This window comes from Paraburkholderia antibiotica, assembly GCF_012927125.1.
Lineage (GTDB): Bacteria > Pseudomonadota > Gammaproteobacteria > Burkholderiales > Burkholderiaceae > Paraburkholderia > Paraburkholderia antibiotica.
Window position 1 is genome coordinate 32,069 of the sequence record NZ_JABBFZ010000013.1, and the last position, 24,431, is coordinate 56,499.

General features: G+C 64.9%; 22 protein-coding genes and 1 pseudogene. 11 read left to right on the forward strand and 12 right to left on the reverse strand.

What is annotated here, in order from left to right:
- The first annotated feature begins 118 nt into the window (after positions 1-118).
- Positions 119-724: an aminoacyl-tRNA hydrolase gene (gene pth / locus HHL14_RS20385; RefSeq protein WP_169499426.1), complete on the forward strand. Its 606-nt coding sequence runs from the start codon at positions 119-121 to the stop codon at positions 722-724.
- Between the two features lie 84 nt (positions 725-808).
- The gene (gene hisC / locus HHL14_RS20390; protein ID WP_169499427.1) at positions 809-1,888 is read left to right on the forward strand and encodes a histidinol-phosphate transaminase; all 1,080 of its coding nucleotides are present in this window, start codon (positions 809-811) and stop codon (positions 1,886-1,888) included.
- A 101-nt stretch (positions 1,889-1,989) separates the two neighbouring features.
- Here hisC and HHL14_RS20395 read toward each other — a convergent pair whose 3' ends face one another.
- The 3 genes from HHL14_RS20395 to rsmD form a co-directional block, all read right to left on the reverse strand.
- Positions 1,990-2,247 (reverse strand): YfhL family 4Fe-4S dicluster ferredoxin, encoded by a 258-nt coding sequence (locus HHL14_RS20395; RefSeq protein WP_169499428.1) that lies wholly within the window; start codon positions 2,245-2,247, stop codon positions 1,990-1,992.
- 70 nt (positions 2,248-2,317) lie between these two features.
- Positions 2,318-2,827 carry a pantetheine-phosphate adenylyltransferase gene (gene coaD, locus HHL14_RS20400; RefSeq protein WP_169499429.1) on the reverse strand — a complete coding sequence of 170 codons (510 nt, stop codon included), beginning with the start codon at positions 2,825-2,827 and terminating at the stop codon, positions 2,318-2,320.
- A gap of 109 nt (positions 2,828-2,936) precedes the next feature.
- A complete protein-coding gene (gene rsmD / locus HHL14_RS20405) occupies positions 2,937-3,551 on the reverse strand; it encodes a 16S rRNA (guanine(966)-N(2))-methyltransferase RsmD (RefSeq protein WP_169499430.1) in 615 nt (204 codons plus the stop codon).
- A 240-nt stretch (positions 3,552-3,791) separates the two neighbouring features.
- On the opposite strand from rsmD, the gene ftsY reads away from it, so the two are divergent.
- A complete protein-coding gene (gene ftsY, locus HHL14_RS20410; RefSeq protein ID WP_169499431.1) occupies positions 3,792-4,973 on the forward strand; it encodes a signal recognition particle-docking protein FtsY in 1,182 nt (393 codons plus the stop codon).
- Between the two features lie 159 nt (positions 4,974-5,132).
- Here the strand turns inward: ftsY and maiA are convergent, their stop codons facing one another.
- Together maiA and HHL14_RS20420 are read right to left on the reverse strand one after the other, a co-directional pair.
- Positions 5,133-5,777: a maleylacetoacetate isomerase gene (gene maiA / locus HHL14_RS20415; protein WP_169499432.1), complete on the reverse strand. Its 645-nt coding sequence runs from the start codon at positions 5,775-5,777 to the stop codon at positions 5,133-5,135.
- A 34-nt stretch (positions 5,778-5,811) separates the two neighbouring features.
- Positions 5,812-6,510: a fumarylacetoacetate hydrolase family protein gene (locus HHL14_RS20420; RefSeq protein WP_169499433.1), complete on the reverse strand. Its 699-nt coding sequence runs from the start codon at positions 6,508-6,510 to the stop codon at positions 5,812-5,814.
- Positions 6,511-6,765: 255 nt separating this feature from the next.
- Here HHL14_RS20420 and ybiB point away from each other — a divergent pair, with 255 nt between their 5' ends.
- Together ybiB and HHL14_RS20430 are read left to right on the forward strand one after the other, a co-directional pair.
- Positions 6,766-7,737: a DNA-binding protein YbiB gene (ybiB, locus tag HHL14_RS20425; RefSeq protein ID WP_169499434.1), complete on the forward strand. Its 972-nt coding sequence runs from the start codon at positions 6,766-6,768 to the stop codon at positions 7,735-7,737.
- A 426-nt stretch (positions 7,738-8,163) separates the two neighbouring features.
- Positions 8,164-9,153 (forward strand): annotated as a pseudogene (locus tag HHL14_RS20430) (2-isopropylmalate synthase); the annotation flags it as partial.
- Between the two features lie 339 nt (positions 9,154-9,492).
- Here the strand turns inward: HHL14_RS20430 and HHL14_RS20435 are convergent.
- A complete protein-coding gene (locus HHL14_RS20435) occupies positions 9,493-9,876 on the reverse strand; it encodes a nuclear transport factor 2 family protein (RefSeq protein ID WP_169499435.1) in 384 nt (127 codons plus the stop codon).
- 41 nt (positions 9,877-9,917) lie between these two features.
- A complete protein-coding gene (locus HHL14_RS20440) occupies positions 9,918-10,481 on the reverse strand; it encodes an acyloxyacyl hydrolase (protein ID WP_169499436.1) in 564 nt (187 codons plus the stop codon).
- A 360-nt stretch (positions 10,482-10,841) separates the two neighbouring features.
- Here HHL14_RS20440 and rpoH point away from each other — a divergent pair, with 360 nt between their 5' ends.
- The 5 genes from rpoH to cydX all read left to right on the forward strand — a co-directional run bounded on the left by rpoH (position 10,842) and on the right by cydX (position 15,373).
- On the forward strand, positions 10,842-11,777 hold the full coding sequence (rpoH, locus tag HHL14_RS20445; protein WP_169499437.1) for an RNA polymerase sigma factor RpoH: 936 nt from the start codon (positions 10,842-10,844) through the stop codon (positions 11,775-11,777).
- Positions 11,778-12,196: 419 nt separating this feature from the next.
- The gene (gene cydP, locus HHL14_RS20450; RefSeq protein ID WP_169499438.1) at positions 12,197-12,457 is read left to right on the forward strand and encodes a cytochrome oxidase putative small subunit CydP; all 261 of its coding nucleotides are present in this window, start codon (positions 12,197-12,199) and stop codon (positions 12,455-12,457) included.
- Complete coding sequence (locus tag HHL14_RS20455) at positions 12,447-14,039, forward strand: cytochrome ubiquinol oxidase subunit I (protein ID WP_169499439.1); 1,593 nt, start codon at positions 12,447-12,449, stop codon at positions 14,037-14,039. Before cydP ends, HHL14_RS20455 begins: the two co-directional genes overlap by 11 nt.
- A gap of 33 nt (positions 14,040-14,072) precedes the next feature.
- Positions 14,073-15,209 carry a cytochrome d ubiquinol oxidase subunit II gene (cydB, locus tag HHL14_RS20460; protein WP_169499440.1) on the forward strand — a complete coding sequence of 379 codons (1,137 nt, stop codon included), beginning with the start codon at positions 14,073-14,075 and terminating at the stop codon, positions 15,207-15,209.
- 38 nt (positions 15,210-15,247) lie between these two features.
- Positions 15,248-15,373, forward strand: coding sequence for a cytochrome bd-I oxidase subunit CydX (cydX, locus tag HHL14_RS20465; protein ID WP_169499441.1), 126 nt, complete (start codon positions 15,248-15,250; stop codon positions 15,371-15,373).
- A gap of 193 nt (positions 15,374-15,566) precedes the next feature.
- Here the strand turns inward: cydX and nagE are convergent, their stop codons facing one another.
- The 5 genes from nagE to HHL14_RS20490 form a co-directional block, all read right to left on the reverse strand.
- Positions 15,567-17,411, reverse strand: coding sequence for an N-acetylglucosamine-specific PTS transporter subunit IIBC (gene nagE / locus HHL14_RS20470; protein WP_169499442.1), 1,845 nt, complete (start codon positions 17,409-17,411; stop codon positions 15,567-15,569).
- A gap of 158 nt (positions 17,412-17,569) precedes the next feature.
- Positions 17,570-20,161 carry a phosphoenolpyruvate--protein phosphotransferase gene (gene ptsP, locus HHL14_RS20475; protein WP_169499443.1) on the reverse strand — a complete coding sequence of 864 codons (2,592 nt, stop codon included), beginning with the start codon at positions 20,159-20,161 and terminating at the stop codon, positions 17,570-17,572.
- A gap of 11 nt (positions 20,162-20,172) precedes the next feature.
- Complete coding sequence (locus HHL14_RS20480; RefSeq protein ID WP_206002429.1) at positions 20,173-21,189, reverse strand: SIS domain-containing protein; 1,017 nt, start codon at positions 21,187-21,189, stop codon at positions 20,173-20,175.
- A complete protein-coding gene (gene nagA / locus HHL14_RS20485) occupies positions 21,173-22,276 on the reverse strand; it encodes an N-acetylglucosamine-6-phosphate deacetylase (RefSeq protein ID WP_169499444.1) in 1,104 nt (367 codons plus the stop codon). Before nagA ends, HHL14_RS20480 begins: the two co-directional genes overlap by 17 nt.
- A 34-nt stretch (positions 22,277-22,310) precedes the next feature.
- Complete coding sequence (locus tag HHL14_RS20490) at positions 22,311-23,045, reverse strand: GntR family transcriptional regulator (RefSeq protein WP_169499445.1); 735 nt, start codon at positions 23,043-23,045, stop codon at positions 22,311-22,313.
- A 372-nt stretch (positions 23,046-23,417) separates the two neighbouring features.
- Here HHL14_RS20490 and HHL14_RS20495 point away from each other — a divergent pair, with 372 nt between their 5' ends.
- Entirely contained in the window at positions 23,418-24,344 is a 927-nt protein-coding gene (locus tag HHL14_RS20495) for a bifunctional helix-turn-helix transcriptional regulator/GNAT family N-acetyltransferase (RefSeq protein WP_169499446.1), read from the forward strand.
- Positions 24,345-24,431 lie beyond the last annotated feature (87 nt).

Below are 24,431 nucleotides of genomic sequence, written 5' to 3' on the forward strand. Positions count from 1 at the left end.
CGATCCGTTTCCGATGAAACGGTCGATGTGACCCGCCGAGGTTCGCCCTGGCGGGTTTTTTTTCGGCTTTTTTAGTTCGGTCGCATTTCGTGTCCGGACCTCGTGGACTCAGGCAATCATGATCAAGCTGATCGTCGGGCTCGGCAATCCGGGCGCCGAATACACCGCGACGCGCCACAACGCAGGCTTCTGGCTGGTCGATCAACTCGCCCGCGAAGCCGGCACGACGCTGCGCGACGAACGGCGCTTTCACGGTTTCTACGCGAAGGCGCGGCTGCACGGCGAGGAAGTGCATCTGCTGGAGCCGCAAACGTATATGAACCGCTCGGGCCAATCGGTCGTCGCGCTCGCGCAGTTCTTCAAGATTCTTCCCGACGAGATCCTCGTCGCGCACGACGAACTCGACATGCCGCCCGGCAGCGTCAAGCTGAAACTCGGCGGCGGCAGCGGCGGCCATAATGGGCTGAAGGACATCAGCGCGCATCTGTCGTCGCAACAGTATTGGCGGCTGCGCATCGGTATCGGCCATCCGCGCGATCTGATTCCAGAAAGCGCGCGGGCCGGCGCCAAGCCGGATGTCGCGAATTACGTGCTGAAGCCGCCGCGGCGTGAAGAGCAGGACGTGATCGACGCGTCGATCGAGCGCGCGCTCGCGGTAATGCCGCAAGTCATCAAGGGCGAGCTCGAGCGTGCGATGATGCAGTTGCATCGCAATAACGGCTAGGCCGAGCCTGACTGCGCCGCACCGCCGACAGCCCTATCGCGCTATCGTCACCGACAGCGCAACCCATATCGCGAGGAGAATCGCTTGAGCCGTTACTGGAGCGACATCGTTCACCGTCTGACGCCGTATGTGCCGGGCGAACAGCCCGCGCTCGCGCATCCGGTGAAGCTGAACACCAACGAGAATCCGTATCCGCCGTCGCCACGCGTGCTCGAGGCAATCCGCCACGAGCTCGGCGACACGGCCGAAGCCCTGCGCCGCTACCCCGACCCGACCGCGCGCAAGCTGCGCGAAACGGTGGCGGCCCATCACGGCATCCACGCGGAACAGGTGTTCGCGGGCAACGGCTCGGACGAGGTGCTCGCGTTGACGTTTCAGGCGCTGCTCAAGCATGACAAACCGTTGCTGTTCCCGGACATCACGTACAGCTTCTATCCGACCTACGCGAAGCTCTTCGAAGTCGATTACCGGACCATCCCGCTCGACGACAGCTTCGCGATCGCCGTCGACGACTACGCGGTGCCGAACGGCGGCATCCTGCTCCCGAATCCGAACGCGCCGACCGGCCGGCCGTTGCCGCTCGCGGACATCGAGCGGCTGGCGGCGGAGCATCCGGAGTCGGTCGTGGTCATCGACGAAGCGTACGTGGACTTCGGCGCCGAATCCGCGATCAAGCTGATCGACCGCTATCCGAATCTGCTCGTCGTGCAGACCGTGTCGAAGTCGCGCTCGCTGGCCGGCATGCGCGTCGGTTTTGCGTTCGGCGACCCGGCGCTGATCGACGCGCTGAATCGCGTGAAGGACAGCTTCAACTCCTATCCGCTCGACCGCCTCGCACAAGCCGCGGCCACCGCCGCCTACGAAGACGACGCGTGGTTCCGCGACTGCCGCGCGAAGGTGATCGCGAGCCGCGAACGGCTAGCGGCGGAATTGACCGCGCTCGGCTTCGAGGTCGTGCCGTCGGCCGCGAACCTGCTGTTTGCGCGTCATGCGGGATACGACGCGGCGACACTCGCGTTGCGGCTGCGGGAAAAAGAAATTTTCGTGCGCCACTTCAACGCGCCGCGCATCGACCAGCACCTGCGGATTTCGATCGGCACCGATGCCGAATGCGACATTCTGCTCGACGCACTGCGCGGCATTTTCAGCGCTTACGTCGGCTAAACGCGCGGACCCTACCAAACCGCTGCGCCCAAAAGAAAACGGCGAAGGCCCGCAAGCCTTCGCCGTTCTGCTTTTACGCTTTTACGTTCGACCCGCGAACCTCACTCGCCCTTCGCCACCTGCAGCGAGTGATACTTCGCCATCAAGCCCTCGGGCGTCTCCAGATGATTCGGGTCGCGCGGAATGCATTCCACCGGACATACCTGGATGCACTGCGGCTCGTCGAAATGCCCCACACACTCGGTGCATTTCTTCGGGTCGATCACATAGATTTCCGGGCCCATCGAAATCGCGTCGTTCGGGCACTCAGGCTCGCAGACGTCGCAATTGATGCACTCGTCGGTAATCATCAAGGCCATGCTTTTCTCACTTCATGCCGGCTACGGCCGGCTTTGATCCGTCAAAACCGACAGTTTACGCCGGTTAGGCTTAGGTCGCCTGAGCGCCGCCTTGCGGATCCAGCGAAGCGACCTTCTCCTGCAGCCATTTTTCGACCGACGGGAACACGAACTTGCTGACATCGCCGCCCAGTTGCGCGATTTCGCGCACGATCGTGCCCGAAATGAACTGGTACTGGTCGGACGGCGTCATGAACATCGTCTCGACGTCCGGCAACAGATAACGGTTCATGCCCGCCATCTGGAACTCATATTCGAAGTCCGACACCGCGCGCAAGCCGCGCACGATCACCCGCGCGTTGTTGCTCCGCACAAAGTCCTTGAGTAGCCCCTGGAAGCTCATCACCTGGACGTTCGGGTAGTGCCCCAGCACCTCATGCGCGATCGCGAGGCGCTCTTTCAGCGTGAAAAACGGCTTCTTGTTGCGGCTGTCCGCGACACCCACCACCAGCGTGTCGAAAATGCTCGACGCGCGCCGAACGAGGTCTTCGTGACCGCGCGTCAGCGGGTCAAACGTGCCCGGGTACACGGCGACTACCATGAGACTTCTCCTCTCTTCTGACAAAAGGGCCCGTCAACGCGTCCACGCGACGCATTTGGCACCGGCCGCTCGCGACGATAAACCGCCCGGCCCTTTTTTGGAACGCGCATTATTCCTTATTTTCGCGCTGCAGCAAATGAAAGTGGACAGCGCCCGCTTTCCCGTCCCGCACGATTTCCCAGCCCTCGAGCGGCGCTTGGCTGGCAAGCTCGAGCGCCTCGCCGGCCTCCACGTACAAAAAACCGTCGGCGCGCACGAGCGGCACGCTCACCGCGAGCGCCTTGCCGAGCAGGTCGGCGTCGAACGGCGGATCGAGGAACACGACGTCGAACGAGCCGGGCGCGAGGCTCGCGGCAAGGCGCAAACCATCCGCCTCGGCAATTTCGATCATGCGCGCGTCAAGCCGTTGCTGGTTCGCGCGCAACTGGCCGGCGGCGCGCGCATTACGCTCCACCATCAGCACGCGCGCCGCGCCGCGCGACGCGGCCTCGAAGCCGAGTGCGCCGCTGCCGGCAAACAGATCGAGACAGTGCTGACCGTCCAGACGCTGGCCGAGCCAGTTGAACAGCGTTTCGCGGACGCGATCGGGCGTCGGGCGCAAACCGTCCAGATCGAGCACGGGCAGCGGCGTACGCTTCCAGTCGCCGCCGATAATGCGAATGGCATGCGGCTTGCCGCTTTTGGACGAAGCGCCGGCGGCGCGTGAGGGGGCTAAACGAGGCATGCAGTTTCGATTACGTGATGAAAACGCCCGCCACGCCGATGCGCGCGGGTCGGAGCGCCCACGTTACCACAGGGGCGGCGCGCGTCCAGCCTGGCCGATCAGCCGATACGACGCGCCGCGGCACGCCTGATAAAATGTGCGGCTGCCAGCGCCCTGCCATCCGCAGCGCGGCGCTGCCCTCCGCTTCGCCGGTCCCGTGCCGGCTGCGCGCCATCGGCGCGCTCTCCCATACGCCAGATCATGTTCAGCTTTTTCAAACGATTCAAGGGTTCGAAAGAGTCCGATACCGCGGCAGACGAATCGCCCGTGGAGCAACACGACGCGATGCCCGAGGCCGAGGCCGCAACAGCCCCGCCCGTCACGCCTGCAGCGCCTGCCGCGCCCGTGGAGTCTATCGCCCCTGCGGCGGACGTCGTTCCGCCGGCCGCCACCACCCTCATCGAGCCGCAGCCCGAGCCGGAAGAAACGCTGCCCGGCGGCGCCGTCGAAATCGTCCCGCCGCCCATGCAGGACGCGAGCGCGAAGCGCTCGTGGCTCACGCGCCTGAAAAGCGGCCTGTCGAAAACGAGTTCGAGCCTGACCGGCATTTTCGTCGGTACGAAGATCGATGAAGATCTGTACGAGGAGCTCGAAACCGCGTTGCTGATGTCGGACGCCGGCGTCGAGGCGACCGAATTCCTGCTCGAATCGCTGCGCGAAAAAGTGCGTAGCGAGCGTCTGACCGACCCGCAGCAGGTCAAGACGGCGTTGCGCACGCTGCTCGTCGAGTTGCTGAAGCCGCTCGAAAAATCGCTGATGCTCGGCCGCGCGCAGCCGCTCGTCATGATGATCGCCGGCGTCAACGGCGCGGGCAAAACCACCAGCATCGGCAAGCTCGCCAAGCATCTGCAAAGCTTCGACCAGTCGGTGCTGCTCGCCGCCGGCGACACGTTCCGCGCGGCCGCGCGCGAGCAGCTGGCCGTCTGGGGTCAGCGCAACAACGTGACCGTGGTCGCGCAGGAAAGCGGCGATCCGGCCGCGGTGATCTTCGACGCGGTCGGCGCCGCGCGTGCCCGCAAGATCGACGTGATGATGGCCGACACGGCCGGCCGTCTGCCCACGCAACTGCACCTGATGGAAGAGCTGCGCAAGGTAAAGCGTGTGATCGGCAAGGCCCAGGACGGCGCGCCGCACGAAGTGCTGCTCGTGATCGACGCGAACACCGGCCAGAACGCGCTCACCCAGGTCAAGGCGTTCGACGACGCGCTCGGCCTCACCGGCCTGATCGTCACCAAGCTCGACGGCACGGCGAAGGGCGGCATTCTGGCCGCGATCGCCCGGCAGCGGCCGATTCCGGTGTACTTCATCGGTGTTGGCGAAAAGGTCGAGGATTTGCAGCCTTTCAGCGCCGAAGAGTTTTCGGACGCGCTGCTGGGCGGCTGATCGGGCCATCGTACCGGCGGCAAGCGGTCACGCTTAAAGGGCCGTCCCAAGGAAAAAGGGCACTCCACGGAGTGCCCTTTTTTCGTTTGGAAGTTTGGAAGACGGCATCAACGTGCGATGCCGGCCACTTCACGCAACCGCAACTGCGCTACCGCCCAGTCATTCCGCATCCGGCTGCACGCCCGGCGCCGCGCGCGCGAACGCATCGATCTGCATCGCGTGATCGTAGATGCGCTGGATCGTCGGATACTTCGTCGTGTCGATCTTGAAACGCTGCGCGTTGAATACCTGCGGGATCAGGCATGCGTCGGCAAGCGTCGGCGTGTCGCCGAAACAGAGCTTGCCGGTGCGCGCGTCGCCGGCGAGATGCGTTTCCAGCGTCGAGAAGCCCGCGTCGATCCAATGCCGATACCACGCGTCCTTCGCTTCCTCTTCGACGCGCAGCGTGTGCTTCAGGTACTTGAGCACGCGCAGATTGTTCAGCGGATGAATCTCGCACGCGACCTGCAACGCCACCGCGCGCACGTACGCGCGATCGAGCGGCGCCTTCGGCAGCAGCGGCGGCTCGGGATGCGTCTCCTCCAGGTACTCGATGATCGCGAGCGATTGCGGCACCAGATCGTTGCCGTCGACGAGCGTCGGCACGATGCCGTCCGCGTTGACCTTGCGGTAGTCCGGTTTCAACTGCTCGCCGCCTTCGCGCACGAGATGCACGGGCACGTAGTCGTACGACAGATTCTTCACGTTCAGCGCGATGCGCACGCGGTACGACGCCGAGCTACGGAAATAGCTGTAAAGCTTCATGTTGTCTGTCTCCTCCACCTGCCGGCGAGCCGCCTTAGACGACGCGCACGCTGAATTCGCCGAGTCCGTCGACGCCGCCCTTCATCAGATCGCCCTGCACGACCGCGCCAACGCCTTCCGGCGTGCCGGTGAAAATCAGGTCGCCCGGCTGCAGCTCGAACAAGGTCGACAGATAGGCAATCGTCTCGGCCACCGACCAGATCAGCTGCGACACGTCCGCGCGTTGCTTGTCGTCGCCGTTCACCGACAGCCAGATCGCTCCCTTGCCGATATGACCGACCGTCGCGGCCGGATGGATCGGGCCGAGCGGCGCCGAGTGATCGAAGCCCTTGCCGGTGTCCCACGGCCGGCCCATCTTCTTCGCCTCGCCCTGCAGATCGCGGCGCGTCATGTCGAGACCGAGCGCGTAGCCGTAGACGTGGTCGAGCGCGCTGTCGGCAGAAATGTTCTTGCCGCCCTTGCCGATCGCCGCGACCATTTCCATTTCGAAGTGCACGTTTTTGGTCTGCGACGGATACGGGAATTCGCCGGTCGTGCCCGGCGCGACGTAGACGATCGCATCGGCCGGCTTCGCGAAGAAGAACGGCGGCTCGCGGTCCGGATCGTGGCCCATTTCGCGCGCGTGCGCCTCGTAGTTGCGCCCCACGCAGTAAATGCGCCGCACCGCGAACTGCTCGCTCGACCCGACGACCGGCACCGCGACCTGCGGTGCGGGTGCAAATACGTAACCCATTGCGTTCTCCGTTTTCCGTTTCCGATTAGCACCGCCGACGCGGCGAGAAAGCATCGAGTTTAACGCGCGGCCGTGGTGGGGTGCGTGAATGGCGGCAGGCTGCGGGCCTTGGGCCCACGTGTCCCTCTCGCGCCCGCGCCATAGATGCGATACTCACACCCATCCGTATTTGTTAAATGACATAGCCCCGTGACATAGCCCCGTGACGCCGCCCCCGCTCACGCGGCACGCGACGCCACCGTTCCCCCGCGCCCGATGACCGATTCCACCGACACCGCTACCCCCTTTCCCTGCGCCCGCTTCATCAAGGAGATCGGCCGCGGCCCGAACGGCGCCCGCGCGCTGACCGCCGACGACACCCGCGCGCTCTATACCGCGATGCTCGACGGCCGCGTCGACGATCTCGAACTCGGCGCGGTGCTGCTCGCGTATCGCGTGAAGGGCGAAACCGCCGACGAACTCGCCGTGATGCTGGCCGCCGCGCACGCGTCGTTCGAGCCGGTGCAGTTGCCCCACGGCGCGTATCGGCCCGTGTCGATTCCGTCGTACAACGGCGCGCGCAAGCAGCCGAACCTCGTGCCGCTGCTCGCGCTGCTGCTCGCGCGCGAAGGCGTACCGGTGCTCGTGCATGGCGTGACCGAGGATCCGGGTCGCGTGACGAGCGCGGAAATCTTCACGCATCTGCGCATCGCGCACGCGCAATCGCGTGCGCAGATCGAAGACAGTCTCGCCGCGCGCCGCGTCGCGTTCGCATCGATCGATGTGCTCGCGCCGAAGCTTGCGCGCCTGCTTACGCTGCGTCGGCGCATGGGCGTGCGCAATTCGACGCACACGCTCGTCAAGCTGCTGCAGCCGTTCGCGCCCGCCGGACTGCGTCTTGTGAACTACACGCATCCGCCGTATCGCGACAGTCTCACGCAGCTGTTCAACTCGCATCCGGACGCGGCCGTCGGCGGTGCGCTGCTCGCACGCGGCACCGAAGGCGAGGCGGTCGCCGACACCCGGCGCCAGGTGCAGGTGGACTGGCTGCATGACGGCGTGTGCGAAACGCGTCTGCCGCACGAACGCTCGTCGGCCGATGCACCCGAGGTCGAGCTGCCCGAAGCACGCGACGCCGCGACTACCGCCGCCTGGATCGACGCCGTGTTGCGCGGCGAAGCGCCGGTGCCGGGCGCGATCGAACGACAGGTCGAGCTGATCGTCGACATCGCGAAAACGGTGGGCTGACGCGGTTTGCTCACACCAGAAGCCACACTCGTGAGCCCGTCGGCGCTCACGAGCGCGCACCGCACTTAACCGCCGCGGGTTGACAGCCCCCCGCATGCCGTCATACATTTGGCCCCATGCGTTCCCTTCCGAACACCCTCCGAATTACCTCCGGCCGCCTGGCGCGGCCCCTATCGCTACGTCTAGCGTAAGCCCGGCGTAGCGCCGCGCGCTGGCAGCTCCGGTTGCCGTCGGCGGTCCTCCTCGCAGTTCCTGTCGTTCCCGCAGTTTCGTTTCACCCCCAATCGTCGTTTTTTACAACCCGTCGCCGTTTGCCTTCGTCCGTTTACCGCGCGGACGAAGCGAGAGGATCAAACGCGTGGCAGTCGGCCAACCGCTCGACGCCCGACCCTTTCGCCGACGACACCACGAATGAGGCATCTCATCATGTTGCGCAACCCCGCCGACAAATACCGTCCCTTTCCCACCGTGCGGCTGACCGGCCGCAAATGGCCGAGCCGCACGCTCGACGCGGCGCCCGTCTGGATGAGCACCGACCTGCGCGACGGCAACCAGGCGCTGATCAAGCCGATGAGCGCCGCGCAGAAGCTCGAGTACTTCGAGATGCTGGTCGCGATCGGCTTCAAGGAAATCGAAGTCGGTTTCCCGTCGGCATCGCAGACCGATTTCGATTTCGTGCGCAAGCTGATCGTCGAGCAGCGTATTCCGGACGACGTCACGATCGAGGTCTTCGTGCCGTCACGCGCCGAACTGATTGCCCGCACCTTCGACGCGCTCGACGGCGCGCCGCGCGCGATCGTCCATCTGTACAACGCGATCTGCCCGTCGTTCCGGCGCATCGTGTTCAACCAGTCGAAGGATGAGATCAAAGCGCTGGCCGTCGAGGGCACGCGGCTCATCAAGGAACACGCGCAGGCGCGCCCAGATACGCACTGGACCTTCCAGTACTCGCCGGAAACGTTCAACACGACCGAGTTGCCGTTCGCGCGCGAGGTGTGCGACGCCGTCGCACAGACGTGGCGGCCGACCAGCGCGCACAAGATGATCGTCAACCTGCCCGCGAGCGTCGAGGCGGCCACGCCGAACGTGTTCGCCGACCAGATCGAGTGGATGCATCGCAATCTCGGCTATCGCGACAGCATCGTGCTGTCGGTGCATCCGCACAACGATCGCGGCACCGCGGTGGCCGCGGCGGAACTCGCGCTGCTGGCGGGCGCGGATCGCGTCGAGGGCTGCCTGTTCGGCAATGGCGAGCGCACCGGCAATGTCGATCTCGTCACGCTCGCGATGAACCTCGACGCGATGGGTATCGACAGCGGCCTGGATTTTTCGAATCTCCCCGCGATCAGGCACGCGGCGGAGCGCTGCACGCAGCTTCCGGTGGCCGCGCGGCATCCGTACGCGGGCGATGTCGTGACACGCGGCGCGCAGGCCGACAGCAACCCGGAAGAGATCGACGCTATGGGAAACCGCGAGGTCGAACAGGCCAAAGCAGACGAATGTGTGGCCGCGTGAACACCAACCGGGTTTGAAAATTTGAGCTGATTTTTTTGCGCCGGCATGCGTACCCAGCATGCCGCCGCCGACGGATGCGCCCACAAAGCGCGCCCGGACCGGCACAGGGCTTCGACACGAAGCCGACGGAAATCTCGCGGAAATTCGGCGCGGGCTCGCACGATCTGTGAGCCCGCCGAGCCGCCACTATGCAAAACTGCGAAACGCGCGGCGCTCCGCGCCCCCAACGTCAGGAACGGCTCACTCGAGCGCGCAACGTGTCGCCTGCCATGCGATCAGCCGCCAGTGCCCGTCTTCCTGCGTATGAATCGCGGTGTAGGCGATCGGAAACAACAGCGCGCCGTTATTCGCTTCCATCTCGATCAGCGCGCGACCGGTGACGACGTAGGTTTCGCGCCCGGCCGGCAGCACGTCCTGCGACTGCACCTCGATCTGCCGATAACGGCGACGCCCGGCGGTGATCCCGTCGATGAACTGCCGCTTCGTCTCGCGCTTGCCGTTCGTATGAACGTAGCTCACGTTGTCCGCGAGCAGCGTGTCGAGCGACTGCCCGTCGCCGTCGACCATCGCGCGAAACCGCTCACGCTCGAGCCCGCGAATCGCTTCGATCATCTTTGCCGCCATTGCAGAGCCCCTCGCACACCGTGAGCCGCTGGCGGCCACGGTCAGAAGTTATATTGCAAATATAGCTGGCTGAAATTTATACCAGGATTCGGCTCTTTGATACCGCCATTGGAGACATGCTGAAAGCGGTAGCCCGCGACGTACTGCTGGCGGTTGCCGAACTGCAGCCCAACACCGGCCATGTCGGCGAACTGGAACGAGGTGCTGAGCGTGCGGTCAGAGGATATGCGCGGGCTCGTCAGCAAGCGCACGCCAGCGCCCACTTCGACGAACGGCCGCACCAGACCCGACGACTTGATGAAACGGATCACCGGCGTCACACCGAACTCGCCGATGTTGCTGTGAACGTTGCCTTCGTCGGTATGCCACCATGCGACGTGCGCTTCGCCGATCAGCGCGAAATGCCAGTCGCCGATCTGCCACCAGGTCAGGTTCGGGTCCCACACCAGACCCAGATCGAGCTTCTTGATGTGATGGTCGCCCGCGCCACCGGCCACCTGCACACCGAACTGATCCGCCGATGCCGTGCCCGCGCCGCCCAGCAGCAGGGCGACCAGCACGCCTTTTAGAGTAAGCCCACGCAAAACAGTCTTTTTGTTCTTCATCTGGCACCGGTATCCACGAGCATTCAAATGACGTGTAACTGTTCGTCATTTTAAGCAGAAACTTCATAGTGCGGATCGTCTGGATAAGGCACCAGTTCAGCAATTAATCACTTCAAAATCGGAAAATATAAGTTATTTATAAGATTAGAAGAACTTCGTCAGGTAACTTCTACTCTTTCTGCGTGTCGAATAAATAGCCGGTTAAATGGCTATCAGAAGCGCAATTTCAATAGATTTAGGGGAACTCAGATGCCCCTATGGCTTCTAAGTATTTAGCACTCGGCAGATCAGAGTGCTAACATCCATCGCTGGAGTCGTTTACTGAGTACGCTATTGTCTGATTCCAAAGGAGCTTCACACGTGAGCCATGCAATGACCCTTCCGAGTACTTTGAGCCCGTCGTCGGCTAAGGCCGCTCCGGCAGGTGCACTGGCGCTCTCGCATTCCTCGCTGCTGCCCGGCCAACTGGGCAACATCGACGCCTACATCCAGGCCGTCAACCGGATCCCGATGCTGACGCCGGCGGAAGAACGCCAGTTCGCCACCGAATTTCGCGAGCAGGACAACCTGGAGGGCGCACGCCGTCTGGTGCTGTCGCACCTGCGCCTCGTGGTGTCGATCGCGCGTAACTACCTCGGTTACGGGTTGCCGCACGCCGACCTGATCCAGGAAGGCAACATCGGCCTGATGAAGGCGGTCAAGCGCTTCGACCCCGAGCAAAACGTGCGCCTCGTGTCGTACGCAATGCACTGGATCAAGGCCGAGATCCACGAATACATTCTGCGCAACTGGCGGATGGTCAAGGTCGCCACCACCAAGGCGCAGCGCAAGCTGTTCTTCAACCTGCGCAGCCATAAGCAGGGCCTGGGCGCGTTCACGCCGGACGAGATCGATGGTCTCGCGAAGGAACTGAACGTGAAGCGCGAAGAGGTCGCGGAGATGGAAACGCGTCTGTCGGGCGGCGACATCGCGCTCGAAGGCCAGATCGAAGACGGCGAAGAGTCGTATGCGCCGATCGCCTATCTGGCCGACTCGCACAGCGAGCCGACCGCGGTGCTGGCGTCGCGTCAACGCGACCGGCTGCACAGCGACGGCATCGCGAGTGCGCTCGACGCGCTCGATCCGCGCAGCCGCCGCATCATCGAGGCGCGCTGGCTGGCGGTGGCCGACGACGGTTCGGGCGGCTCGACGCTGCATGAACTGGCCGACGAGTTCGGCGTGTCGGCTGAACGTATCCGCCAGATCGAAGCAAGCGCCATGAAGAAGATGCGCGGCGCTTTGGCCGAGTACGCGTAAAACGTCATGAGACTGTCCACGCCGGGCTTCATGTCCGGCGTGTGACATCCTGGCGTTGGCAACGCCCCGCTGGACCCTGCAGTACCAACACGGGATTAATACGAACGCGTTACCCGTGCAAACATTTCAAAAGCCCCGCCCTCGCAAGACGGCGGGGCTTTTTTCATCCTTGCCAACGTGCATTGGCATTGTCCCCGGCAGCATCCCAAGTGCCTGCCCGCCACACCTTTCTTGACGTATCGCAAATCAGACAGCAATACTGCATAAACGCGGTGACTTTCGCGACCTGATGCCGCATGGTTAACCCAATCGAGCGAAGTTTTCAACTCATACAATCGGCATGCATTCGCCAGATCGCCCGTAGTCAGGCGGTCTGGATCCAGCCGGATTATCCGGCGTGAAGTCGTCTTCGACCGATCATGACCATAGCCATCAATCGCAGCAGCACTGCCCGGTCGCGCTGGCGCAACCGGTTCACCCGGTGGGTGCGCGGTCCAACGCTGGCACGCGACATCGCCCTCATCCTCACCATCAAGTTCGCACTACTGATGGTGCTCAAGTACACGCTCTTCAATCATCCGCAGGCGCAGCACATGACGCTGCCGCCTGAGCAAGTCGCGCAGGCATTGCTTTCCACGCCTGCCCCGCATCCGTCTGAAGGTGATCAACATGCCCGTTAGCGAAGTCGTAGAACTGTCGCGCCTCCAGTTCGCCATCACGGCGCTCTATCACTTCCTGTTCGTGCCGCTCACGCTCGGCCTCACATGGCTGCTCGTCATCATGGAGTCGGTCTATGTGATGACCGGCAAGCAGATCTACAAGGACATGACCCAATTCTGGGGCAAGCTCTTCGGGATCAACTTCGCGATGGGGGTCGCGACCGGCCTGACGCTGGAGTTCCAGTTCGGCACCAACTGGGCGTACTACTCGCATTACGTCGGCGATATCTTCGGCGTGCCGCTCGCCGTCGAAGGGCTGATGGCGTTCTTCCTCGAATCGACCTTCGTCGGTCTGTTCTTCTTCGGCTGGAACCGGTTGTCGAAGGTGCAGCATCTGATTGTCACATTCTGCGTGGCGGTCGGCTCGAACCTGTCGGCGCTGTGGATTCTCGTCGCCAACGGCTGGATGAACAATCCGGTCGGCGCGAAATTCAACTACCAGACGATGCGCATGGAACTCGACAGCATTTTCTCGGTGATCTTCAATCCGGTCGCGCAGGTCAAGTTCGTGCACACGGTATCGGCCGGCTACGTGACCGCGGCGATGTTCGTGCTCGGCGTGTCGTCGTGGTATCTGCTCAAGCGCCGCGACACCGAGTTCGCGCTGCGCTCGTTCGCGATCGCAGCAGGCTTCGGCCTCGCATCGACGCTGTGCGTGATCGTGCTCGGCGACGAATCCGGTTACCGCACCGGCGAAGTCCAGCAGGTCAAGCTCGCCGCGATCGAATCCGAATGGGAGACCGCGCCGGCACCGGCACCGTTCACAGTGTTTGGCATTCCGAACCAGGAGGAGCAGCGCACCGATTACGCGATCCGCGTGCCGTACGCGCTCGGTATCATCGCCACCCGCTCGCTCGACGAACCCGTGGTCGGCCTGCGCGAGCTGATCACGCAGAACGAAGCGCGCATCAAGAACGGCATGCTCGCCTATTCCGCGCTGCAAAGGCTGAAGGGCGGCGACGCGTCCGACGATGCACACGCCGCGTTCGAAGCGCACAAGGACGATCTCGGCTACGGCCTGCTGCTCAAACGCTTCACGCCGAACGTCACCGACGCCACGCCGGAGCAGATCGCCGCAGCCGCCGAAGGCACGATCCCGCCGGTATTGCCGCTGTTCTTCTCGTTCCGGATGATGGTCGGCCTCGGCCTGCTGTTCCTCGCGACCTTCGTGCTCGCGTTCTGGTTCTGCGCGCAGCGCACGCTGCTGCTCGAGAAGCGTCGCTGGTTCCTGCGCTGGGCCGTGTGGGCAATTCCGCTGCCGTGGCTCGCCGCCGAACTCGGCTGGATCGTCGCTGAGATGGGCCGCCAGCCGTGGAGCATCGCCGGCATCCTGCCGACCAATCTCGCCGCGTCGAATCTGACGCCACGCGATCTGTATCTGAGTATCGGCGGCTTCGTGCTGTTCTACACGGTGCTGTTCATCATCGAAATCATGCTGATGTTCAAGTACGCGCGGCTTGGCCCGTCGTCGTTGCATACGGGTCGTTACCACCACGAAGTCGAACAGCCGGTGACCCGGCCGCTGTCGAACACGGCCGCGTGACGCGCCCCCACACGCTTCTGAGGAACAATCAATATGGACTACGCAACCCTCAAACTGATCTGGTGGGCATTGATAGGCGTACTGCTGATCGGCTTCGCGCTCACCGACGGCTTCGACATGGGCGCGGCGATCCTGCTGCCGTTCATCGCGAAGACCGACTCCGAGCGCCGCATCGTCGTGAACACGGTCGGCGCGACGTGGGAAGGCAATCAGGTCTGGTTCGTGACGGCCGGCGGCGCGATGTTCGCCGCGTGGCCGCTCGCTTACGCGGCGTCGTTCTCGGGCTTCTACTTCGCGATGCTGCTGGTGCTGTTCGCGCTGTTCTTCCGCCCGGTCGGCTTCGACTATCGCGGCAAGCGTGAAGATCCGCGCTGGCGCACCGCATGGGACTGGGGCCTGTTTATCGGCGGTCTGGTGCCGGCACTCGTGATCGGCGTCGCGTTCGGCAATCTGCTGCAAGGCGTGCCGTTCTCGTTCGACACCGATCTGCGCGTCACCTATCACGGCGGCTTCTTCGGCCTGCTCAATCCGTTCGCGCTGCTGGCAGGGCTCATCAGCGTGGCGATGCTGGCCGCGCACGGTGCCGCGTTCGTGAAGTGGAAGACGGATGGCATCGTGCACGAACGCGCGTCGAAGGCGCTGCGGCTCGCGGCGCTGGCCGCGGTGGTGCTGTTCCTCGTGGCGGGCGCGCTCGTCGCGACGGTGATCGGCGGCTATCAGATCGTCGACGCGCCGCCGCTCGACGCGGTCGCCAACCCGCTGCTGAAGACCGTGATCGGCGCGCCTGGACTGTGGCTCAACAATTACGCGCTCTATCCGTGGATGGTGATCGCGCCGCTCGCGGGTCTCGTCGGCGGTGTGCTGGCGGTGCTGCTCGCACGTTCGCGCTTCGAGGCATCGGCGTTTCTGTCGACGTCGCTGATGGTCGTCGGCGTGATCCTGACCGCCGGCTTCTCGATGTTCCCGTTCATCATGCCGTCGTCGCTCGATGGTCGCAGCAGCCTGACCATGTGGGATTCGACGTCGAGCCAGATGACGCTCCAGATCATGCTGTTCGCCGTGATCATCTTCATGCCGATCATCCTGCTCTACACGAGCTGGGTGTATCGCGTGATGCGGGGCAAGGTGACCGCCGCCGCAATCAAGGAAAACAACCATTCGATGTACTGAACAGCTATTACGCTTAACAGGATCAACAGGAGTTTGTGATGTGGTATTTCAGTTGGGTGCTCGGCATCGGCGTCGCATTGGCGTTCGGGATCATCAATGTGATGTGGCTCGAATCGCGCGAAACCCTCCGGGCAGCGAAAGCAGCAAAGCAGGTAGCGCGCTAGACCTCTGGCGCGAGCGGTAAACGTGAAAGCGGCACCTTGAATCAAGGTGCCGCTTTTTTTATTGCCGCGTCGATCGCCTGGCGATCTTCGCGCTGCTACGCGTGATTACCTGAGCCGGCGCGGCAAGCACGGCGAGCGCGATGCCCGCCCTTCCTGCCCGATCACGATCACCGCGAGCCAGGCCAACCGGCGATCACGCCGGCACCGCCGCCGCACCCGCCGCGCCGCCTTGCGACGGCAGACGCTCGGCAAGCCTCTGCGCATAGCGTTGCGCGGCCTCGCCGACGACGATATGGAACGTGTTCGTCGACACCCACGCCGTATCGAGCGAAGCCAGACGCTGACGATCGACCGCCGACGCATCGCTCACGACCACACGCAGACGCGTCGCCGCGACCGCATCGAGCGACACGATGTTGCCCGCGCCGCCGAACACGGCGAGCCAACGCAGCGGATCCGGATCGAGCGGACCGCCCTGGGTTTGATTCGCGGCTTGTGCCGGTTGAACCGATCGAGCGTTCTGCGCAGCCGCTCCAGCCGCTGCGCCAACCACGGCGGCAGCCGGTGCAGCCGACGCAGCCACATTCGCCACGCCCACCACCTTCCCCGCATCGCCTTCACCACGTGCAATCGCCGTACGCATCTCATCGGCGATGATGTCCGCCTCCGGCCCGATGATCACCTGCACGTTGTTCGTGCCGCGCTTGAGCACGCCACGCGCGCCGATCGACTTCAGTTCGCTCTCGGACACCTTGTCCGGATCGACGACCGACAGACGCAGACGCGTCGTGCACGCATCCACCACCGACAGATTCGCCGCACCGCCCAGCGCCGCAATATAGCGCTGCGCGCGCGGTACTGCCGCGCCGGCGGCCGGCGCCACGAAGCCGCCCGTCGCGAACGATTCGGCCTGCTCTTCGGCGGCGGCCGGCTCACGGCCCGGCGTCGCCATGTTGAACTTGCGGATGAAGAAGCGGAACAGCCCGTAGTACGCGAGCGCGTACACGATGCCGAGCGGAATCGCCCACCAGCCCTTGGTCGACAGACCGAAGTTCAGCACGTAATCGATGAAGCCCGCCGAGAACGTGAAGCCGAGGTGGATACCGAGCGCCGAGCAGATCGCAAGCGACAGCCCCGTCAGCAACGCGTGGATCGCGTACAGCACCGGCGCGAGGAACATGAAGCTGAATTCGATCGGCTCGGTCACGCCGGTCAGGAACGACGTGAGCGCCATCGACGCGAGCAGGCCAAACACCATCGCACGACGTTCCTTCGGCGCCTCGTGATACATCGCCAGACACGCGGCCGGCAGGCCGAACATCATCACCGGGAAGAAGCCGGTCATGAAGGTGCCCGCGGTCGGATCGCCCGCGAAGAAGCGATGCAGGTCGCCCGTGACCGGCGCGCCGCCGGCCGGTGTGAACGTGCCGAACACGAACCACGTCAGCGAGTTGAGGATGTGGTGCAGACCCGTGACGAGCAACAGCCGGTTCAGCACGCCGAACACGAACGCGCCCAGTGCACCGGCGGTGGTCAGCCAGTGGCCGGCCACGTCGATGGCGCTCTGCACCGGCTGCCACACGTGCCCAAAGATGATCCCCAGCACCACGCAGACTATCCCCGTGACAATCGGCACGAAGCGTTTGCCGCCGAAGAACGCGAGGTAGTCGGGCAGCTTGATGTCCTTGTAGCGGTTGTACAGCAGCCCCGCGACAACCCCCGCGATGATCCCCGACAGCACGCCCATGTTGAGCTTGTCGTTGATGTCCTTCATCACCGCGATCTGCACCAGATAGCCGATCGCGCCCGCGAGACCCGCGACGCCGTTGTTGTCCTTCGCGAAGCCGACCGCCACGCCGATCGCGAACAGCAGCGGCAGGTTGTCGAAGATCGCGCCGCCCGCGTCGGCGATCATCTTGATGTTGAACACATCGGGCTGGCCGAGGCGCAGCAGCAGGCCGGCGACCGGCAGCACCGCGATCGGCAGCATCAGCGCCCGTCCCAGGCTCTGAATTTTCAGAAACGGATTTCCATCCATCGGTATCTCCAATATTTGTCTCGTGGGGTACGTCTTGATTGAGTGGTCAAGCTAGTAGGAAACGCGCCGCTCGCGGGCCGGCAGACAGGCTGCCGGGCGCGCGGCGGACGCGTTCTTCAATGGGTCAACGCTTCGAATCGGTACTTCAGGTCAACGCTTCAATCGAGCGGCCAGGTGGCGCGGCTCGCAGCCCGAACCGCCTGCGCGGAATCGAGCGCGAGCGCGTCCTGCGCGCGCTGGCGGCACAGCGGGTAGTCGAGCGTGCGCACGCGTGCCTTGATGCCCGGCACCGACACCGGATCGACCGACAACTCGGTCACGCCAAGGCCGACCAGCAGAGGCATCGCCAGCGGATCGCCGGCCAGCGCGCCGCATACGCCGACCCACTTGCCGTGCTTCGCCGCGCCGTCGACGGTCGCCGCGATCAGGCGCAGCACCGCCGGATGCAAGCCGTCCGCCTGCGCCGCCAGCTCGGGCTGGCAGCGGTCCATCGCGAGCGTGTATTGCGTCAGATCGTTGGTGCCGATCGACAGAAAATCCGCGTGCCGCGCGAGCTGATCGGCGAGCAATGCCGCCGACGGCACTTCGATCATCACGCCGACTTCGATCGGCGCGGTGCTGCCCGCTTCGCGCGCCAGCTCGTCGATCCGCTTGCGAATGCGGACGAGTTCGCCCGCGTCGGTGACCATCGGCAGCAGAATGCGCACGGCGCCGAGTGGGCGCACCGCGAGCAGGCCACGCAACTGATCGTCGAGCAGATCCGGGCGCACCTGCGCGAGGCGCACGCCGCGCAGGCCGAGCGCCGGATTCGGCTCCGGCGGCAGCGTCAGATAATCGACTTCCTTGTCCGCGCCGACGTCGAGCGTGCGGATGATCGCGGTGCGACCGCTCAACGCGTCGACGATGGCCTGGTAGCTCTGCCGATGTTCGTCCGCGCTCGGCGCGGCCGGGCGATGGATGAACAGCAGTTCGGTACGCAGCAGGCCGACCGAGTCGGCGCCGTTGTCGACGGCGGCCTTCGCGTCGTCGAGCGTCGCGATGTTGGCGGCTACTTCGATCGCGCGACCGTCGGAGGTAGCAGCTGCCTGTTGCGAGGTGCGGCGATTCGCTTCGCGCACGTCGGCGAGGCGGCTGCGTTCGCGGCGCGCCTGTTCGACGTCGAGTTCGGTCGGCGCGAATTCGAGGCGTCCGGTGCTGGCGTTCACTACCACCTGGGTGCCGTCGGGAATCGCATGCAACGCGTCGCCGATCGCCACCAGCGCGGGAATGCCCGCCTGACGCGCGAGAATCGCCGCGTGCGAGGTCGCGCCGCCGCGCGCCATCACGAGCGCGGTCACGCGCGTACGATCGAGCGACGACAGATCCGACGGCGTGAATTCTTCGGCCGCGAGCACGGCTTCGTCGGGCAGCGTGCGCGCCGCGCTGTTCGTATAACCGAGCGCGCGCAACACCCGTTTTTCGATGTCGCGCAGATCGGCGGCACGCTCGGCGAGCAGCGCGTCTTCGACATTGCTCAGGATTCCGATCTGTGCGCGGATCGCTTCGCGCCACGCAAAGCCCGCGCTCTTGCCGAGGCTGATCAGATCGCGCGCCGCGTCGAGCAGCGTCGGATCTTCGAGCAGCACACGATGCACCGCGAAGATCCCCGCTTCGCCGACCGCGCCGCGTTGCGACGCATCGCGCACGACCGTGTCGAGATCGGCATCGACGGTGGCGATCGCCTTGTCGAGCAGACGGCTTTCCGCCGCCGACGTACCGCTCGCCTGTTCCGGCGGATCGAGGTCCGCGTCGTCCCAGCGCACCAGCTTGCCGACCGCGACGCCCGGCGCCGCGCACACGCCCGCGAGCGTATTCGGCGCGAGCGGCTCGCCCGTCACAACCGCAGCAGCAGGCGCGACAGCCGCCGCCTGGCGTGCCGGCTTCTGTTCGACTTCGCCATGCGCCTCGCGCGTCAGTTCGTGCGCGATCGCATCGATCGCACCCTGCGCCTGCGGACCGACGCCGAACAGCTCGACGCTCGCGCCTTCGCCCGCGCCCAAACCTAGCAGACCCACCACACTTTCGATCGCGGCCTTGCGCCCTTCGTAACGTACCTCGACGCGCGCGTCGAAACCGCGCGCCGCTTCGCGTGCCCGCGCCGCCGGCCGTGCATGCAGACCACCCGGCTGCGTCAGCGTGATCTGCCGACGCGCTTCCTGCATGACCTGCGCGGCGTTCGCCTCGCGCACCGCGTCATAGCTCACGCCGTCGCGCGCGCGCAGCACCAGCAGCGGCGTCTCGCCGGCCGTCACCAGACCCGCCGGCGCGCGTTCGACCACCTCGAATGCATCCGAGTTGGCGATCGCGATCACCGACACGAGGCTCGGCGCATTCAGCGCGATCTGATCCTGATCGAACTCGATCAGCACATCGCCGGCACGCACCTGTGCGCCCTGCTCGACCATCGGCGCGAAACCCTTGCCGTTCAGCTCGACCGTGTCGATACCGATATGCAGCAGAATCTCCGCGCCCTCGGCGCTCGCCAGCGTGACCGCGTGGCCGGTGCGCGCAAGATGCGTGACGACCGCGTCGCACGGCGCGACGAGACGGCCCTCGAGCGGATCGATGCCGATGCCGTCGCCGAACATGCCGCCCGAAAACACCGGGTCCGGCACGTTCGCGAGCGGCACGACCGGACCGGTCAGCGGGGCGAGTAAAACAATGTGATCTTCGGAATGGCTCATCAGGCTGGACTTCTCGACACGTCGCATCTGCATTCTCGTCAGTGAGTTTCGGTGACTTTGTTGAGATGGCGCGGCGCATCGGGATTGCGCCCGCGCGCGGCGGCGAGATCCGCAGCCATCACATAAAAGGACAGGATCGCGGCGATCGGATCGAGCGCCGCATGAGCGGTGGACACGAGCGGCAGCGAAGCTTCCTCGATGTCGTCCGGTGCGGCGAGCAATACGCGCGCGCCGCGGGCGCGCATGTCGTGCGCGAGTTGCAGCAGGCCCGCCTGCTCCGGCCCACGCGGTGCGAACACGAGCAACGGATAGTCGCGATCGATCAGCTCCATCGGACCATGACGCACTTCCGCGCTCGAAAACGCCTCGGCCTGGATGCCCGACGTTTCCTTCAGCTTCAGTGCGGCTTCCTGCGCGATCGCGAGACCGAGACCACGGCCGATCACGATCATCCGCTCGACGCCGCGCAATTCGTTCACCGCCATCGACCAGTCGAGACGGCCCGCGCGTTCGAGCGCATCGGGCAGCGTCTTCAGTCCGGCGAGCAGCTCGGCGTCGTTCTGCCAATGCGCGACCAGTTGCGCGGAAATCGACAGCATCGCGATATAGCTCTTGGTGGCCGCGACGCTCAGCTCAGGACCCGCGACGAGCGGCAGATGCCACTCGCACGCATCGGCGAGCGGCGAGGCCGGCGCGTTCACCGCGGCGACCGTCAACGCGCCCGCCGCGCGCAGCGCGTTCATCGTGCCGACCAGATCGGGGCTCTTGCCCGACTGCGAGAACGCCAGCGCGAGCTGATCGCGTACCTGCAACGGCGCCTGCTGCAGCGTCGCGACCGACATCGGCAGCGACGCGACCGGCACGCCGAGACGGCTCATCGTCAGGGATGCGAAGTAACTGGCGGCGTGGTCCGAGCTGCCGCGCGCGACGGTCAGCGCGACATGGCGCGGCTTTGCCGCGAGCTGCGCGGCCAGCGCCTCGACGCGCGAGGTGTCCGAGAGTTGCGCGGCGACCGTTGCGGCGGACGCGAGCGCTTCTTTAAGCATATTCGACAATGGCTTCTCCTTCGACGTAGGTCGCGCTCAGCGCCAGCTCGCGATCGAACACGACCACGTCGGCCCACGCACCGCGCGCGATACGGCCGCGGTCCTCGATGCCGAGATAGTCGGCGGCGTAGCGCGACAAACGGTGTGATACATCGGCGATCGGCAGGCCGATCGAGACAAGATTGCGCAGCGCCTGATCCATGGTCAGCGTGCTGCCCGCGAGCGTGCCGTCCGCAAGACGCACGCCGCCGAGGCATTTCGTGACGTGCTGGCTGCCGAGGCGGTATTCGCCGTCGGGCATGCCGGTCGCCGACGTGCTGTCGGTCACCACGTACAGACGCGGAATCGCGCGCAACGCGGCGCGGATCGCGCCCGGATGCACGTGCAGCAGATCGGGAATGATTTCCGCGTATTCGGCGTGCGCGAGCGCCGCGCCGACGAGACCCGGATTGCGGTGATGCAGCGGCGACATCGCGTTGAACAGATGCGTGAAGCCGCACGCGCCGTGCTTGAGCGCGGCGACCGCGTCGTCGTAGGTGCCGAGCGAATGGCCGAGCTGCACGCGCACGCCGCGCGCCGCCATCTCGGAGATGATCTCCATATGGCCGGCGATTTCGGGCGCGAGCGTGACGACGCGAATCGGCGCGATCGACAGATACTTGAGCACCTCGTCCATCACCGCCGACACCGCCGCGTCCGGTTGCGCGCCGAGCTTGCCGGGGTTGATGTAGGGCCCTTCCAGATGCACGCCGAGCACGCGCGCGCCGCCCGGCGTGCGGGTCTTCGCGTGACGGCCGAGCCCGGCGACCACGCTCATCAGTTCGTCGCGCGGCGCGGTCATCGTGGTGGCGAGCAGGCTCGTGGTGCCATAGCGCGCATGCGTGCGGGTGATCGTTTCGATCGCGTCGCCGGCCTCCATCACGTCGGCGCCGCCGCCGCCATGCACGTGCAGATCGATGAAGCCGGGCAGGATGTACGGCGCGTCGTTCGTCGACGGATCGGCGGGCGTGCCGTTCAGTGCCGTAATGCGGCCGTGTTCGAATTCGAGCGTGCCGTGGAGCCACCCGTCGGTGGTGAGTATGTTTCCGGTCAGCATGAGTCTCTCTGGTGCGTGATACGTGTGCGGCAATTCAGGTGCGCAATTCCGCGACGAAATCGTAGTAGTCGTCGCGGCAATAGGTGTCGGTCAGTTCGATCGCGCGCTGGTCCGCGCTATAACCGATACGGGTAATGACCAGCAGTGCGGTGCGCAATTCGATGTCCATCAGCGCGGCAATTTCGCTCGATGCGTTGACCGCACGGAAGTGCTGCAACGCGCGCACGACCGCGGCGCCGCGTTGTTCGAGATAGCTGTACAGCGAGTCGCCGATCGCATGCGGATCGGACACGATCGCGACCGGCAGCGCCGAATGCTCGACCGCCATCACGATGCCGTCCGCGCGTCGCAGCCGCCGCAGACTCGCGACCGCCGCGCCCGGCGACAGGCCGAGGTGCAGCAGCTCGTCGCGATTGGCGGCGCGCACATCGCGCTCGAGCCATACCGAGTCCGGGCGAAAGCCGCGTTGCTGCATCTTCTTCGTGAAGCCGGTGAGGCGTGACAACGGATCTTCGACGCGCGGCGTGATGAAGCTGCCCGCGCCGCGCGCGCGCCGGATCAGCCCCTGTTCGACCAATAGTTCGATCGCCTTGCGCGCGGTGATGCGCGACACGCCGATCGCATCGGATAACGTGCGCTCGGACGGCAGCGCCTCGCCCGCCGACCAGACGCCGCAATGGATCGCCGTCGCCAGGTTGCGCGCAAGCTGCAGGTAGAGCGGCGTGACGTTGCGCACGTCAGGCATCAAGGCTGACCAGCGAGTTTCCATGGGACTCCAACGAACGCCGCGAACAGCGCGACCCGGAAAAATTGAGAGCCCATTATATAACCAACATAATACCAATCAATCGAGTGGTTCCATGCTGGTACGAGAGGCCTGTGAGCCTTGCTGGACAAGGCTCACAGGCGGTTTCGAAGGCGCGCGGCAGTGGTATTTTTAGCCCAGGATTTACCCGTATCCGGGTTCGGCGAACGATACCAGCGGGCGTTTTTTCGGCTTTTATCTTCAAGAAAAACCTGTGCCGATCGATACCTGTTTAATACCAATCCAGGTCCACTGTGCCTGACTGGCTTGGTAAATCGGGGACGAGCCAATATAGTGCGGTGTACCAAGCCATAAAAAGTCCCCGGGGAGCCGTCCTTGACCGATTCCGAGGCGCTGCGGCGCGCTCAGGCCGTCCGCCATTTCAACCGCTTCTACACGCAATGCATTGGCGCGCTCCATGAGCATCTGTCCAAAAGTGGGTTCTCGCTGACCGAAGTACGCGTGCTGCACGAGCTATCGAGCGGACGCGCGCAAACCGCATCGGTGCTGGGCCGCGCGCTCGGGCTCGACAGCGGCTACCTGAGCCGCCTCCTGACCAGTTTCGAACGACGCGACCTGATCACACGCCGCCCGTCCGACACCGACGCGCGGCAATCGCTGATCGCGCTCACGGAGCAAGGTCACGCGACCTACGCACCGCTCGACGCCGCCGCGGTGCAGGAAGCGCTCGTGCTTCTCGACAGGCTCAGCGCGCTATCGCAGGAGCATCTGATCGCCGCGATGAAGCTGATCGAGCGTCTGCTCGGCGACCAACCGAAGCATCAGCTCGTGCTGCTGCGCCCGCCGCGCAGCGGCGAATGCGGCTGGCTCGTGCATCGCCAGGCGCAGTGGTTCGCCGCGCAATATGGCTGGGATCAGACTTTCGAGGGGCTGCTCGCGCGCATCGTCGCCGACTATGCGCAGCGCAACGATCCGCTGCGCGAGAAGTGCTGGATCGCCGAACAGGAAGGGACGGTGGTCGGCTCGGTCTGTCTCGTCGGCGTTTCGACGACGGTGGCGGGCGTGCGCCTGCTGTGGGTCGAACCGGACGTGCGGCAGCTCGGCATCGGCACGCAGTTGCTCAGCGAATGCGTGCGCTTCTCGCGGCGCGCGGGCTACACGAAACTCACGCTGACCACCGCGAGCATGTTGTCGGAGCCGCGTCGGCTGTGCGAGCGCGCCGGCTTCAGGCTGGCCGGTACCGCGACCGAGCACCGCTTCGGCCACGATCTGACGATCGAGAGATGGGAACTGGAGCTATGACATGAAAAAAGGCACGCGCCCGTACAGGTGCGTGCCTTTTCGAGGCGAAGCGATGCCCGGCATTAACCGGGCGATCGCGATGAAAAC